This window comes from Cyanobium sp. Cruz-8D1, assembly GCF_024345975.1.
Lineage (GTDB): Bacteria > Cyanobacteriota > Cyanobacteriia > PCC-6307 > Cyanobiaceae > Cyanobium.
Map to the genome: position 1 here is coordinate 63289 of NZ_JAGQCD010000016.1, position 13634 is coordinate 76922.

Here is a 13634-nt window from a genome sequence, read left to right on the forward strand (position 1 = left end):
CAGCGTCCTTTCGGAGCCGCTTCGCCCCATTGCCGCCCCACCGCCCCTGGGATTCGCCGCCCTTGTCAGCCCCCTGGGGAGCCCCTTACTGAATGAGCGACGCCATCAAAGTCGAAGCGGCCTACGGCGCCGAGCAGATTCAGGTGCTGGAAGGCCTGGAGCCGGTGCGCAAACGGCCGGGCATGTACATCGGCACCACCGGCCCCCGGGGTCTGCACCATCTCGTCTACGAGGTGGTCGACAACTCAGTGGACGAGGCCCTGGCCGGCCACTGCGACGCGATCGTGGTCACCCTGCACGCGGATGGCTCCGCCAGCGTCACCGATAACGGCCGCGGCATCCCCACCGACATCCACCCCCGCACCGGCCGTAGCGCCCTGGAGACGGTGCTCACCGTGCTCCACGCCGGTGGCAAGTTCGGCAGCGGCGGTTACAAGGTCTCCGGTGGTCTGCACGGCGTTGGCATCTCGGTGGTCAACGCCCTCAGCGAGTGGGTCGAGGTCACCGTCCACCGCCAGGGCCAGGTCCACCGCCAGCGCTTCGAGCGCGGCCTGCCCATCGGCACCCTTGCCTCCGAGGACGCCCCCGATGCCGGCACTGGCACCGCGGTGCGCTTCCTCCCCGACCTGGAGATTTTCAGCGGCGGCATCGAGTTCGATTACCACACGCTCTCGGCCCGTCTGCGCGAGCTCGCCTACCTCAACGGCGGGGTCCGCATCGTCTTCCGCGATGAGCGGTCTGCGGCCACCAATGCCGCCGGCGACGCCCACGAGGAGGTCTATCACTACGAAGGCGGCATCAAGGAGTACGTCGCTTACATGAATGCGGAGAAGGATCCTTTGCATGCGGAGATCATCTATGTGAATGCCACCAAGGACGGCGTCCAAGTGGAGGCGGCCCTGCAGTGGTGCGTCGATGCCTATTCCGACAGCATCCTGGGCTTCGCCAACAACATCCGCACCGTGGATGGCGGCACCCACATCGAGGGCCTCAAGACGGTGCTCACCCGCACCCTCAACACCTTCGCCAAGAAGCGCGGCAAGCGCAAGGACGCCGATTCCAACCTGGCCGGTGAGAACATCCGCGAAGGTCTGACGGCCGTGCTGTCGGTGAAAGTGCCGGAGCCGGAATTCGAAGGCCAGACCAAGACCAAGCTGGGCAACACCGAGGTGCGCGGCATCGTCGATACGACGGTGGGTGAGTCCCTGGGGGAATACCTGGAGTTCAACCCCCAGGTGATCGACCTGATCCTGGAGAAGGCGATCCAGGCCTTCAATGCCGCTGAAGCCGCCCGCCGGGCGCGGGAGCTGGTCAGGCGTAAGTCGGTGCTGGAGAGTTCCACCCTGCCCGGCAAGCTGGCCGACTGCAGCTCCCGTGACCCGAGCGAATCGGAGATCTACATCGTCGAGGGGGATTCGGCCGGTGGCTCCGCCAAGCAGGGCCGTGACCGTCGCTTCCAGGCGATTCTGCCCCTGCGCGGCAAGATCCTCAACATCGAGAAGACCGACGACGCCAAGATCTACAAGAACACCGAGATCCAGGCCCTGATCACGGCCCTCGGGTTAGGCATCAAGGGGGAGGACTTCGAGGAGAAGAACCTTCGCTACCACCGCATTGTCATCATGACCGATGCGGACGTGGACGGTGCCCACATCCGCACCCTGCTGCTCACCTTCTTCTACCGCTATCAGAAGGCCCTGGTGGAAGGCGGCTACATCTACATTGCCTGCCCGCCGCTCTACAAGGTGGAGCGCGGCAAGAACCACAACTACTGCTACAACGAAAACGAGCTCAAGAAGGTGCTTTCCGGTTTCGGGGAGAAGGCCAACTACAACATCCAGCGCTTCAAGGGCCTGGGCGAAATGATGCCCAAGCAGCTCTGGGAAACCACCATGGATCCGGAGACCCGCATGATGAAGCGGGTGGAAATCGAAGATGCCCTCGAGGCCGATCGTATCTTCACGATCCTGATGGGCGACAAGGTGGCTCCTCGGCGGGAATTCATCGAAGCCCACAGCGCTGAGCTGGATTTCGCCCAGCTCGACATCTGATGACCCCACGCCATCCGATGCCGTTGCCGGGCTGGCGCTGGGCCGCCCTGCTGGGATTTGCCCTGCTGGCCCCGGCAGCCCTGCCCGCCGGCGGCGGCGAGCGTCGCTTGCCGGAAGTCCGGCGCCGCGAGCGCCAGGCCGAGCCCCTGCTCAGCAACGGCAGCCTTGGGCTCCACTGCTCTCCCCGCTGCCAGGCCCCGGTGCTGGTGCGGCTGGAAACGGGGGCTCCGTTGCGGGTGTTGCGGGAATGGATGGAGCCCGGTGGCCGCCGTTGGCTCCAGGTGGAAGCGTCCACCGCAGCCGGGCGGGCCAGCCGCGGCTGGTTGGCGGGCTGAGCCAGGCCCCTGTGGGTGGCGATCCGACCAAACAACAACTCACGCGTCAGCCGGTTCAGGCTTCAGCACCCGATCCGCCACCCAGGCGCTCAGCCAGGCGCCGGCTGGCTCGGTGGTCACGCAGCTGAGCACCGCCACCGCCAGGATCACCTCGCCAGCGCCGCTGGGCAGTCCCGCCGCCTGCATCGTCATCAGGGGCATGGCGCCGATCGCCGCCTGCACCGTGGCTTTGGGGGTGTAGGCCACCACCACGAACAGGCGCTCACCGGCGCTGACGGGGCGGCCGTGCAGGCAGGCCAGGGTGCCGATCGAGCGGGCCAGCAGCCCCAGGGCCAGCACCGCCAGGCCGGCCAGGCCGCTGCGCCAGGCCACCGCCAGGTTGAGCTGGGCCCCCACAAGCACGAACAGCACCAGTTCGGCGAACACCCAGATCGAAGCCAGCTTGGCGGCGATCGGGTGGGCCAGATCCTGGCGCCATTCCAGGATCACCACCCCCAGGATCACGCCCACCAGCAACATTCCGATCAGGCCGGGCACCCCGAGCCTGCGGAACAGGCCATCGGCCAGCAATCCGAGGATCACCAGCTCGGCGAATCCCAGCCAGCCCATCACGAGCGCTGTTGCGCTGGAGGCAGTCTGGCGCTGCTCAGGCCGCCAGGGCCGTCTCGATCGCGGCCACCAGTTCAGCCCCGTCGGGTTCGACGGCGCTCTTATAGCGGGCCAGCACGCTGCCGTCCTTGCCGATCAGGAACTTCTCGAAGTTCCAGGCCACGTCGCCCGCCGGTTCGGCCTGGGTGAGGGTGTCGTAGGGCGCCGTCTTGGAGCCGGTGGCGTGCACCTTGTCGAACAGGGGAAAGTCGGCTCCGTAGGTGCTGGAGCAGAACTGCTGGATCTCTTCCAGCGTTCCCGGCTCCTGGGCGCCGAAGTCGTTGCAGGGGAAGCCGAGCACCGTGAAGCCCTGGGGCGCGTAGGTCTCCTGCAGTTTCTGCAGGCCGGCGTACTGGCGCGTGAAGCCGCAGCGGCTGGCCACGTTGACCACCAGCAACACCGTCCCGGCCCACGCGCCGAGCCGGCGCTCCTCACCGCTGGCGGTGCGCACCACCACGTCGCTCACGTTCAGGGCCATGGGTACCAGCAAGCAGTGTTCGAGGCGGACCCTAGCGGCTCTGCCCATACACTCGTACTCACCGGCCCTGTGAGGAGCGATGGCTGAGGCCTCCGCCGTCGCCGAGGTGGTGGCCCGCCAGCTGGAGGGTTTGCTGCAGGCGGGCAATTACGACGGCGCCAAGCTGTTGCTGCAACCCGTGCAGCCGGTGGATTCCGCCGAGGCGATCGGCACCTTGCCGCGCACGCTGCAGGCGCTCGCCTTCCGGCTGCTGCCCAAGAACGAGGCCATTGAGGTCTACGAGTACCTCGATGGCTCGGTGCAGCAGAGCCTGCTGGAGCGGCTGCGCTCCGGTGAGGTGCTGGAGCTGGTGGAGGAGATGTCCCCGGACGACCGGGTGCGGCTGTTCGATGAACTGCCGGCCAAGGTGGTGCGGCGTCTGCTGGCGGAGCTCAGTCCGGCGGAGCGGCGGGTCACGGCCCAGATGCTGGGCTACGAGGCCGAAACAGCCGGCCGTCTGATGACGACCGAATTCATCGACCTGAAGGAATTCCACAGCGCCCAGCAGGCCCTCGAGATCGTCCGCCGCCGCGCCCGGGACACGGAGACCATCTACAGCCTGTATGTCACCGATGCCTCGCGCCACCTCAGCGGCATGCTCTCGCTGCGGGATCTGGTGACGGCGGATCCGGAGGACCGGCTGGGGGATGTGATGACGCGGGAGGTGATGAGCGTCGCCACCGACACCGACCAGGAGGAGGTGGCCAGGGTGATCCAGCGCTACGACTTCCTGGCGGTGCCGGTGGTGGATCGGGAACAGCGGCTGGTGGGCATCGTCACCGTCGACGACGTCATCGACGTCATCCAGCAGGAGGCCACCCGCGACCTCTACGCCGCCGGCGCCGTGCAGGCCGGCGACGAGGACGACTACTTCCGCAGCAACCTGTTCACCGTGGCGCGTCGCCGGGTGGTGTGGCTGCTGGTGCTGCTGGTGGCGAACACCGGCACCTCGGCCGTGATCGCCTCCGAACAGCTGGTGCTGAAGCAGGTGGTGCTGCTGGCGGCCTTCATTCCGCTGCTGATCGGCACCGGCGGCAACGTGGGGGCCCAGAGCTCCACCGTGGTCATCCGGGGCCTGAGCACCCAGCGGCTCCAGTCCCTGGGTCCCTGGCGCACCATCGGCCGGGAGCTGGTCGCCGGAGCGTTGCTGGGCGGCTTGCTGGCGGTGGTGGTCGTGCCCTGGGCCTGGACGATGGGCGGCAGCGCCCTGGTGGCCACCTCAGCCGGCATCAGCCTGGTGGCGATCACCACCCTGGCCGCTACCGCCGGCGCGGCCCTGCCGCTGCTGTTCGCCCGCCTCGGGCTCGATCCGGCCCTGATGTCGGCCCCGTTCATCACCACGGCCACGGACGTGGCGGGCGTTTTCATCTATCTCAAGACGGCCCAGCTGCTGCTGCCGCGGCTGGGCACCGGCTGACCGCAGGGATTGGCGGTTTGTGAGAGGAGTTCACACTTCTTTATGTTACGCTTTACAGACAGTTATGGATCAGCTCCATGGTCGTCGCCCTCGCCGTTGCTCAACCGTCGACTCCCGCCGCTGTTCAGTCCGTGGTTCGCCCCTCCCCGGGCCGTTCCATGCCGCCCGTGGATGGTGATCTGGTCCGCTCCTACCTGCGCGACATCGGCCGGGTGCCGCTGCTGAGCCATGAGCAGGAGATCACCCTGGGCCGGCAGGTGCAGGAGCTGATGGCCCTCGAGGAGGCGCGCGAGGAGCTCAAGATGCGCTCCGGTGGTACCGATCCCAGCCAGCAGGAGCTGGCGGTGGCGGTGGGCCTGCGGCCCGAGGTGCTGCGCAAGCGTCTGCACGCCGGCCGCCGCGCCAAGGAGCGGATGGTGGCGGCCAACCTGCGCCTGGTGGTGAGCGTCGCCAAGAAGTACACCAAGCGGAACATGGAGCTGCTCGACCTGATCCAGGAGGGCACGATCGGCCTGGTGCGGGGTGTCGAGAAGTTCGACCCCACCCGCGGCTACAAGTTCTCCACCTACGCCTACTGGTGGATCCGCCAGGGCATCACCCGCGCCATCGCCGAGAAGAGCCGCACGATCCGGCTGCCGATCCACATCACCGAAACGCTCAACAAGCTCAAGAAGGGCCAACGCGAACTGAGCCAGGAGCTGGGCCGCACCCCCACCCTGAGCGAACTGGCGCTGGCGGTGGAACTCCCCGAAGACGAGGTGAAAGACCTGCTCTGCCGGGCCCGCCAGCCGGTGAGCCTGGAAACCAAAGTGGGCGATGGCGAGGACACCGAGCTGCTGGATCTGCTGGCCGGGGACGACCTGCTGCCGGCCGACCTGGTGGACGGCGAGTGCCTCAAGGGGGACCTGCGGGCCCTGCTCGAGCAGCTGCCGGAGCTGCAGGGCCGGGTGCTGAAGATGCGCTACGGCATCGACGGCGAAGAGCCGATGAGCCTCACCGGCATTGGCCGCATTCTGGGCATCAGCCGCGACCGGGTGCGCAACCTGGAGCGGGACGGGCTGGCCGGTCTGCGCCGCCTCAGCGACGCCGTCCAGGCCTATGTGGTCATCTGATTCCGCCGTTTGCGAGGCTTGAGCCCAGCACCCACCCCCGCTTCCATGGCCGGCAATCCTTCGGCAGCCTCGGAAGAGCCCACGATGGAGGTGGTCAGCCTCTTCCCCCGCTACCTGCTGCAGGGCCAGTTGCCTTCAGCTCAATTGGCCGATTTGCAGGCCATGGCCCGCGCCGTGCTCGCCCAGCCCGAACGCAGCCCCGATGCATCGGTGAAGCTGGCAGGACAGCTGTCCCAGCAGCGGGAGCTCGGCCCTGACCATCCCGCCGCCGCCGAGCTTTGCCGCTCGGTGATCCTGCCGGCCTGTGAGCGCTGGATCCGCCATGTGATTGACCAGCAGCCGCCCCAGGGCCGGGGTCCCTGGACGCCGGGCCGCTATGGCCTGCAGATGATCGACCTGTGGCTCAATGCCCAGCGCGCCGGCGACTACAACCCCACCCACACCCATGGCGGCAGCTTCTCAGGGGTGCTGTTCCTGCAGGTGCCGCCCCAGATCAATGCGGAGCGTTTCGACGGCCAGCTCTGCTTCCATGGGCCGGAGGAATGGCACATCCAGAGCTTCCGCACCGGCATGGCCCACTACGTGCTGCCGGTGCCTGGGGATTTCTACGTCTTTCCGGCCTGGCAGCCCCACTCGGTGCCCCCCTTCCGCGGCGATGGCGAGCGCTGGTCAATCGCCTTCAACGTGGTGGCCGTGCCCCAGCCGCCGCCACGGCCGGCCCCCTCGCCTGTGGCCGCCCAGGGTTTAGCTCAGGGGAATGTGTCTCTCTCCAGCACCCGGCCCCGGCCGGGGGGATTCGTTTAAGGCGCGACGTGCTGGATCCGGGTCCGCTGGAGCCGCTTCGGTACTCCCTGCTGGATTGGTGGGAGACCCATGGACGTCATGCCATCCCCTGGAAGCTCCGTCCCGACGGATCGCGCCCCGGGCCCGGTGAGCCCCTCGATCCCTTCGGCGTGTGGGTGGCGGAAGTGATGCTGCAGCAGACCCAGCTGGTCGTGGTGCTGCCCTACTGGCAGCGCTGGATGGCGGCGTTCCCCGACCTCAGAACCCTTGCCGCCGCCAGCGAGCACGACGTGCTGATGCTTTGGCAGGGCCTCGGCTACTACGCCCGGGCCCGCCGCCTGCACGCGGGGGCGAAGCAGCTCGTCGCGGTGTACCTGGCCCCAGCCGCTGGTGGCGATCCCTGGCCGCGCACGCTCGAGGGCTGGATGGCCCTGCCGGGCCTTGGCCGCAGCACCGCCGCCAGCATCCTGTCCTCGGCCTTCGATCTGGCCCATCCGATTCTCGATGGCAACGTCCAGCGGGTGCTGGCCCGGTTGGTGGCCCATCCGGTCCCGCCAAAGCGGCAGCTGGCCCACTTCTGGCGGCTGAGCGACACCGTCCTCGACCCCCAGCGGCCCCGGGCCTTCAACCAGGCCCTGATGGACCTGGGCGCCGGCGTCTGCACCCCCCGCCAGCCCAGCTGTGGCGCCTGCCCCTGGCGCGAACGCTGCGCTGCCTACGCTGCCGGCGATCCCGGCCGTTTCCCCGTGAAGGACACCCCCACCCCCATCCCTTTCCAGGTGATCGGGGTGGGGGTGGTGCAGGACGGCGAGGGGAGGGTGCTGATCGACCAGCGGCTGCAGGAGGGCCTGCTGGGCGGCCTGTGGGAGTTTCCGGGCGGCAAACAGGAGCCGGGCGAAGCGATCGAAGCGACGATCCAGCGGGAGCTGCGCGAGGAGCTGGCCATCGAGGTGACGGTGGGGGAGGAGCTGATCACCCTGGAGCACGCCTACAGCCACAAGCGGCTGCGCTTTGTGGTGCACCTCTGCCGCTGGCTGGCGGGGGAGCCGCAGCCGCTGGCCTCCCAGCAGGTGCGCTGGGTGGCGCCGCAGGAGCTCGCCGGTTACCCCTTTCCGGCCGCCAACGCCCGCATCATCGCGGCGCTGCAGGCAAGGATCGCGGCGGAGTGAAGCCTGGTGGTGTGATCCGGGCCAGCCGGCCCTCACCATCTTCAGGGTGGCTCAGGTCCACCTCCCAGGCCCCCTGCGGCCGGAAGCTGAGCCGCTCGGGCCACTCCACGGCCATCACGGCGCCGATACGGCGGGCCTCCTCCTCCTCCTGGGCGAACAGTTCATCGGCCGCGGCGCCCTGCTCCAGCCGGTAGAGATCCAGGTGCACCAGGGCCGCGGCGCCCGCGTCAGCTCCGGCGTCGGTGTCGTAGTGCTGGGCCAGGGCGAAGGTCGGGCTGGTGATCGGTTCGACGATGCCCAGTCCAGCGGCCAGCCCCTGCACCAGCGCCGTCTTGCCGGCCCCCAGCTCCCCCCGCAACAGCAGCAGGGCGCCGCCACCGGCACCAGCAGCGATCAGCTGCGACGCCAGTCGCCGCCCCAGGGCGTCGGTGGCGGAGGGGTCCGCCAGTTGGCACACCTCGATCGCGTCATTCGGTTCCACCCTTGTAGATTGCCTCCCAGCGAGCCCGAAGCCTCGGCGTCTCTGCAGATATTTCCATTGTTTCGTCCTCCCGTCCGGGAGCTTTTTCTTCATGGTGGCAACACCTTCCAGCCCTGAGGCTGCGTTTGCTGGCGTTCAGGCCACCAGTTCCTACGTGATCGCCGATCTCGGCCTGGCCGACTGGGGCCGCAAGGAACTGGCGATCGCCGAAACCGAAATGCCCGGCCTGATGGCCCTGCGCGAGAAGCATGGCGCCGAGCAGCCCCTCAAGGGGGCCCGGATCGCCGGCAGCCTCCACATGACGATCCAGACCGCTGTCCTGATCGAGACCCTGGTGGCCCTCGGTGCCGAGGTGCGCTGGGCCTCCTGCAACATCTTCTCCACCCAGGACCACGCCGCCGCCGCCATCGCCGCCGCCGGTATCCCGGTGTTTGCCTACAAGGGCGAAACGCTGGATGAGTACTGGGCCTTCACCCACCGCATCCTCGAGTGGGGCGATGGCGGCACCCCCAACATGATCCTCGACGACGGTGGCGATGCCACCGGTTTGGTGGTGCTTGGCACCAAGGCCGAGAAGGATCTGTCGGTGCTCGACAACCCCTCCAGTGAGGAGGAGGTGGCCCTGTTCCACTCCATCCGCCAGCGGCTGGCGGTGCAGCCCGCCTTCTACTCCCGCATCTACGCCAACATCCAGGGCGTCACCGAGGAGACCACCACCGGCGTGGCCCGTCTGTACCAAATGCAGAAGAGCGGCGAACTGCCGTTCCCGGCCATCAACGTCAACGATTCGGTCACCAAGAGCAAGTTCGACAACCTCTACGGCTGCCGTGAATCGCTGGTCGACAGCATCAAGCGCGCCACCGATGTGATGGTGGCCGGCAAGGTGGCCCTGGTGCTGGGCTACGGCGATGTGGGCAAGGGTTCGGCCCAGTCCCTGCGCGGCCTCGGCGCCACGGTGATGATCGCCGAGATCGATCCGATCTGCGCCCTGCAGGCCGCCATGGAGGGCTATCGCGTCGTGCGCCTCGAGGATGTGGTGGCGGATGTGGACATCTTCGTGACCGCTACGGGGAACTACCAGGTGATCCGCCACGAGCACCTGCTCGCCATGAAGAACCAGGCGATCGTGTGCAACATCGGCCACTTCGACAACGAGATCGATGTGGCGTCCCTCAAGCAGTACGCCTGGGAGAACATCAAGCCCCAGGTCGATCATGTGATCCTGCCCAGCGGCAACCGGATCATCCTGCTGGCCGAAGGCCGGCTGGTGAACCTGGGCTGTGGCACCGGCCACCCCAGCTTCGTGATGAGCAACTCGTTCACCAACCAGGTGCTGGCCCAGATCGAGCTGTTCAGCAAGGGCGACACCTACGGCAAGGAGGTTTACGTGCTGCCCAAGCACCTCGACGAGATGGTGGCCCGTCTGCACCTCGAGCGGATCGGCGCCCGGCTCACCGAGCTCACCGCCGAGCAGGCGGCCTACATCGCCGTCCCCGTCGAAGGCCCCTACAAGCTCGACCACTACCGCTACTGATTGATTCGGCTCTGAAGTAAGTTTTGGCTGGGCTTATGGCTCAGCCTTTTTTGTTTTGTTTTCCTGCTCGCCGAAGCATGAACTTCGCTGGTGTTCGTCGCCTCCTTGATCTGCTGCTGCATCCGTTGCCGGCGGCGATCCTGGCTCTGCTTTTTTCTCTGCTGCTCTTCGATGCATTTCCAGCAGATTCTTTGATGTATCATTTGCCGTTCTCGGCAAGGTTTCTACATCTTCCAGGAGCGCCTGATTTTGCAAATGTTACCGAAGGACGCTACCAAGGCTTTCCCTCGCTCTGGCGCGTCTTGCTTGGACCTGGCTTGGTCTGGAATCATCCCCGATTGTTTATCGTTCCGAATCTTTTTGCGCTGAGCCTGCTTGTCTATTGCTCCCGAAGATTTTTAGGCCTTTCCAGGTCTCTTATCGTCTGCTGCTGCCTCACCTTTCCAGTGGCAATTTATGGTTTTCGTTCCTCTTTGCAGGATTTCTTTGTCAATACCTTGATTTTATCTGCTTCTCTTGTCTTGTTTCAGTCAGCATCTGGACGCGATGGTGATCATAGAAAGACCCTGTGGATTGGATGGTGGGATCTCCTTGCATTGCTCTGTCTTGCTCTGGCTGCCAATGTCAAGTTTCAAGGGCTATTTATGGCTATGGTGGTATTGGCCGCTGCGACTTTCTTCCGTTGGCAGGATGGCGCCTCTTTTGGAGGTCAAGGTTTGTCTCCCCAAAGGCGACCTATGCTTCTTGCGGCGATTCTGATCGCTCTTATCTTCGCCCAACCACTACAGAATATTGCCCGATTCGGGAACCCATTTTACCCAGTCAGTGTTCTTGGGCTTAGCGGCACGGAGCAGCGCCATGCGTCTCCAATTCAGTACGTACCTAGAATTCCTATTTTGACTAATGCCGCGTCTTACGTGGTCTCTGCTTATGAGATTGATCCCATCATTCGCTCTAAGGCTGGTTTGTCGTTTAACAGAAGCTGGCATAATCATAATCTGCCCAAGCCGGAGTATCAGCCAGTTCATCCGGATTATCCGTGGATTGTCACCGGCGGTTCTAACGGTTTTCTTTTCCTACTCCTTTCCCTTGGTGCCATGTTGTCCGTTTATGGCTCAAAGAGCGGAGTCCATCTACAGTTGACGCCATCATTGATATTGAGACGTAGACTGCTGATTACTAGTTTTCTGTTCATGGTTCTGCCTCAATCAATGGAACTTCGGTACTATATGATCTCTCTATTCGTGCCTTCACTAGTTGCTGTCAGTGGTGAAGCCACGTCATTGCGTCTATTGATGCGTTGGATTGTCGTGGCTGGTCTATGGATCACTTTATTCACATCATTTCTACAGCCTACTTATTACTGGGCTCGAACCGGTGAGTGGATCAGTGCACGCGGTATTCTTTCTCCAGATGTCTATCGTGGTTTGCCCTCTCTAAAAGAATGTAGTGACTACAGAAGGAAATGGAATGGGCTTATCTCCACGTCTGAGACCCGAACTACAGGTGATATTCAAGCCTCTATGTCGTGCTATCTACGCTTTAATCAGCGCTGAGCAACGTTTATTTCATGCGAGGTGCGGTTTCATGGTCGAGCTATTGTATCCATGCGATCCTAGGGCACCTCGAAAAATCAACAAGACACTTGATTGAGGCATAATTCCGATTATGATCGGTTGAGCAGTCTTCACGACAACTGTGGGTCAGAGAGGCTTCTGGGACGAGCAGCAAAGAGTCACAAAGCTCCAGGGAAAAAAGCCGGTTCTCAAGAGCCTGGCTGATTCAATCCCCTGGGAATCATTCCGCCCACTGCTTGAGAAGGGCTACCCCCACGAGCGGAAGAGCAACGCAGGACGCAAACGGATTGATCCGCTGATCCTTTTCAAGATGCTCGTTCTCCAGCAGCTTTTCAACCTCAGCGATGAATAGCTTGAATTCCAGGTGAATGACAGGCGCTCCTTTGAGGAGTTTGTCGGGCTTGGTGTGATGAACAGCATTCCAGATGCCACCACTGTCGCCTTCTTCAGAGAACGACTGCGCAAGGCGGAAGTTATCGAGGAGCTCTTCGAGAGGTTTGAGGCATACCTCCGCTCCCAGGGCCTCCAAGCCCGCGGTGGCCAGATCATCGATGCGACTCTCGTCCCGGTTCCCAAGCAACGCAATACCCGCGAGGAGAACAATGAAATCAATGCCGGGAGGCTGCCGGAGGGCTGGGATGACAATCCAGATCGCTTGCAGCAGAAGGATTTAGATGCGCGCTGGACAACAAAGAACAGCATCAGTTACTTCGGTTACAAGAACAGCATCTGCATCGATGTCGACCATGGATTCATCCGCCGATATGCTGTTACTCCCGCCAATATCCACGACAGTCAGATGCTTCCACGCTTGCTGGATCCAGAAAACGAGCATGACTATGTCTGGGCAGACTCGGCGTATTCAGGTAAATGCTTTGAGGATCTTCTGAACCTCGGTGGCTTCGAAAGCCTGATCCATGAAAAAGGTGCTCGCAATCATCCTCTCAGCGACGCAGCCATGGAACTGAATCGGATCAAGTCGTCAATCAGAGCTTGTGTGGAGCATGTCTTCGGCTGCATGACTATGTCCATGGGTGGAAAGCTGACGAGAAAGATTGGGCTAGAAAGGAATGAAGCCTGGTGGGGCCTCAAGAATCTGACCTTCAACTTCCTTCGTTATATCCAGCGCTCTACCCATATAGCAACTGTTTCATGAATCTCCTGGAGAGGGACCCATTGTTCATACGATCTCGCCAATAGTTGAGATAAGATTCTCCTGCTCTGCCGCCTCTTCGGCCCCCGGGTTCAGGAAAGATGTCACCCCTCTCATCCGTACACCCGGGGGCTTGAGGACGTGACCAATGCGTCGTTACAGCGAGGCCGTCAAGGCTGATGTGAGGAGGCGAATGAGCCCGCCGCACAGGCAGAGCGTGGCCCGGATTTCAGAAGAGCTGGGCATCCACGTGATCACCCTCTACAAATGGAGGAAGGCCTGGCGGTTGCAGGGAGAGGTGGTGCCGGCATCCGAGAAGGAACCAGAAGGCTGGAGCGCTGCCGACAAGTTCACGGTGGTGCTGGAGACGGCCGGGTTGAACGCCACCGAGCTCAGCGCCTACTGCCGCGAGCGGGGGCTCTTCCCTGAGCAGGTGAGCCGCTGGCGGCAGGCAGCCCAGGATGCCAATCAAAAGCCAGTGCTGACCTTGAAAGAGCAGAAGGAGCTCGAGAAGCTCCGCGCCCAGGACCAGCGGGAGATCAAGGCTCTCAAGAAGGAGCTGCAGCGTAAGGAGAAGGCCATGGCGGAGATGGCGGCCTTGCTGGTGCTGCGAAAAAAGTGGGAGGCCCACTCCTTCGGAGAAGCCTTCGGCTACTTGTGCCACGAGTCAAACGTTCATCATGAACACTGACGCAACTACATCGAGGATGGGAGTGTGGCCTCCCGGAGCCGGCCTGCAGGGGCAGGCTCCAAACCACCCCATGCTGCTGCGTTCAAAAGGCGCGGTGGTGAGCGATGGGGAAAAGGCGGACGTGATCCGTCAGGTGAGTGATGGGAAGATGAGCGCAAGCGAATCG

12 protein-coding genes and 1 pseudogene are annotated in these 13634 nt (G+C 63.8%); 10 read left to right on the plus strand and 3 right to left on the minus strand.

Annotated features, from left to right (window positions below):
* The first annotated feature begins 92 nt into the window (after nucleotides 1–92).
* Entirely contained in the window at nucleotides 93–2051 is a 1959-nt protein-coding gene (gene gyrB, locus KBZ33_RS11340) for a DNA topoisomerase (ATP-hydrolyzing) subunit B (RefSeq protein WP_254953055.1), read from the plus strand.
* The gene (locus KBZ33_RS11345) at nucleotides 2051–2386 is read left to right on the plus strand and encodes an SH3 domain-containing protein (RefSeq protein ID WP_254953054.1); all 336 of its coding nucleotides are present in this window, start codon (nucleotides 2051–2053) and stop codon (nucleotides 2384–2386) included. The genes gyrB and KBZ33_RS11345 overlap by 1 nt, the downstream gene beginning before the upstream one ends.
* 39 nt (nucleotides 2387–2425) lie before the next feature.
* On the opposite strand, the gene KBZ33_RS11350 is transcribed toward KBZ33_RS11345, so the two are convergent.
* A complete protein-coding gene (locus KBZ33_RS11350) occupies nucleotides 2426–2995 on the minus strand; it encodes a cation:proton antiporter (protein ID WP_254953052.1) in 570 nt (189 codons plus the stop codon).
* A gap of 37 nt (nucleotides 2996–3032) precedes the next feature.
* Nucleotides 3033–3512 carry a glutathione peroxidase gene (locus KBZ33_RS11355; RefSeq protein WP_254953051.1) on the minus strand — a complete coding sequence of 160 codons (480 nt, stop codon included), beginning with the start codon at nucleotides 3510–3512 and terminating at the stop codon, nucleotides 3033–3035.
* Nucleotides 3513–3591: 79 nt separating this feature from the next.
* Here KBZ33_RS11355 and mgtE point away from each other — a divergent pair, with 79 nt between their 5' ends.
* The 4 genes from mgtE to mutT all read left to right on the plus strand — a co-directional run bounded on the left by mgtE (nucleotide 3592) and on the right by mutT (nucleotide 8032).
* Nucleotides 3592–4968: a magnesium transporter gene (gene mgtE / locus KBZ33_RS11360; RefSeq protein ID WP_254953050.1), complete on the plus strand. Its 1377-nt coding sequence runs from the start codon at nucleotides 3592–3594 to the stop codon at nucleotides 4966–4968.
* Nucleotides 4969–5045: 77 nt separating this feature from the next.
* On the plus strand, nucleotides 5046–6080 hold the full coding sequence (locus KBZ33_RS11365; protein ID WP_315859190.1) for an RpoD/SigA family RNA polymerase sigma factor: 1035 nt from the start codon (nucleotides 5046–5048) through the stop codon (nucleotides 6078–6080).
* Between the two features lie 45 nt (nucleotides 6081–6125).
* On the plus strand, nucleotides 6126–6884 hold the full coding sequence (locus KBZ33_RS11370) for a 2OG-Fe(II) oxygenase family protein (RefSeq protein WP_254953049.1): 759 nt from the start codon (nucleotides 6126–6128) through the stop codon (nucleotides 6882–6884).
* An 8-nt stretch (nucleotides 6885–6892) separates the two neighbouring features.
* Nucleotides 6893–8032 (plus strand): 8-oxo-dGTP diphosphatase MutT, encoded by a 1140-nt coding sequence (mutT, locus tag KBZ33_RS11375; protein WP_254953048.1) that lies wholly within the window; start codon nucleotides 6893–6895, stop codon nucleotides 8030–8032.
* On the opposite strand, the gene tsaE is transcribed toward mutT, so the two are convergent.
* Complete coding sequence (gene tsaE, locus KBZ33_RS11380; RefSeq protein ID WP_254953047.1) at nucleotides 7995–8513, minus strand: tRNA (adenosine(37)-N6)-threonylcarbamoyltransferase complex ATPase subunit type 1 TsaE; 519 nt, start codon at nucleotides 8511–8513, stop codon at nucleotides 7995–7997. The genes mutT and tsaE overlap by 38 nt on opposite strands.
* 91 nt (nucleotides 8514–8604) lie before the next feature.
* Between tsaE and ahcY the strand changes: the two genes are divergently transcribed.
* From ahcY to KBZ33_RS11400, 4 genes and pseudogenes are all read left to right on the plus strand, one after another.
* Nucleotides 8605–10047: an adenosylhomocysteinase gene (gene ahcY / locus KBZ33_RS11385; RefSeq protein ID WP_254953043.1), complete on the plus strand. Its 1443-nt coding sequence runs from the start codon at nucleotides 8605–8607 to the stop codon at nucleotides 10045–10047.
* Nucleotides 10048–10124: 77 nt separating this feature from the next.
* Nucleotides 10125–11603, plus strand: a complete 1479-nt coding sequence (locus tag KBZ33_RS11390) for a hypothetical protein (RefSeq protein ID WP_254953042.1) — start codon at nucleotides 10125–10127, stop codon at nucleotides 11601–11603.
* Between the two features lie 142 nt (nucleotides 11604–11745).
* Nucleotides 11746–12780, plus strand: a pseudogene (locus KBZ33_RS11395) (IS5 family transposase).
* 190 nt (nucleotides 12781–12970) lie between these two features.
* The gene (locus KBZ33_RS11400) at nucleotides 12971–13468 is read left to right on the plus strand and encodes a helix-turn-helix domain-containing protein (RefSeq protein WP_254953040.1); all 498 of its coding nucleotides are present in this window, start codon (nucleotides 12971–12973) and stop codon (nucleotides 13466–13468) included.
* Nucleotides 13469–13634: the final 166 nt, after the last annotated feature.

What these genes read in the sequence shown, in the direction of transcription:
- ahcY (WP_254953043.1), top strand. Translation starts at nt 8,605, where the DNA reads ATGGTGGCAACACCTTCCAGCCCTGAGGCTGCGTTTGCTGGCGTTCAG.
- KBZ33_RS11390 (WP_254953042.1), top strand. Translation starts at nt 10,125, where the DNA reads ATGAACTTCGCTGGTGTTCGTCGCCTCCTTGATCTGCTGCTGCATCCG.
- mgtE (WP_254953050.1), top strand. Translation starts at nt 3,592, where the DNA reads ATGGCTGAGGCCTCCGCCGTCGCCGAGGTGGTGGCCCGCCAGCTGGAG.
- KBZ33_RS11370 (WP_254953049.1), top strand. Translation starts at nt 6,126, where the DNA reads ATGGCCGGCAATCCTTCGGCAGCCTCGGAAGAGCCCACGATGGAGGTG.
- KBZ33_RS11355 (WP_254953051.1), bottom strand. Translation starts at nt 3,512, where the DNA reads ATGGCCCTGAACGTGAGCGACGTGGTGGTGCGCACCGCCAGCGGTGAG.
- KBZ33_RS11365 (WP_315859190.1), top strand. Translation starts at nt 5,046, where the DNA reads ATGGTCGTCGCCCTCGCCGTTGCTCAACCGTCGACTCCCGCCGCTGTT.
- KBZ33_RS11345 (WP_254953054.1), top strand. Translation starts at nt 2,051, where the DNA reads ATGACCCCACGCCATCCGATGCCGTTGCCGGGCTGGCGCTGGGCCGCC.
- gyrB (WP_254953055.1), top strand. Translation starts at nt 93, where the DNA reads ATGAGCGACGCCATCAAAGTCGAAGCGGCCTACGGCGCCGAGCAGATT.
- KBZ33_RS11400 (WP_254953040.1), top strand. Translation starts at nt 12,971, where the DNA reads ATGAGCCCGCCGCACAGGCAGAGCGTGGCCCGGATTTCAGAAGAGCTG.
- KBZ33_RS11350 (WP_254953052.1), bottom strand. Translation starts at nt 2,995, where the DNA reads ATGGGCTGGCTGGGATTCGCCGAGCTGGTGATCCTCGGATTGCTGGCC.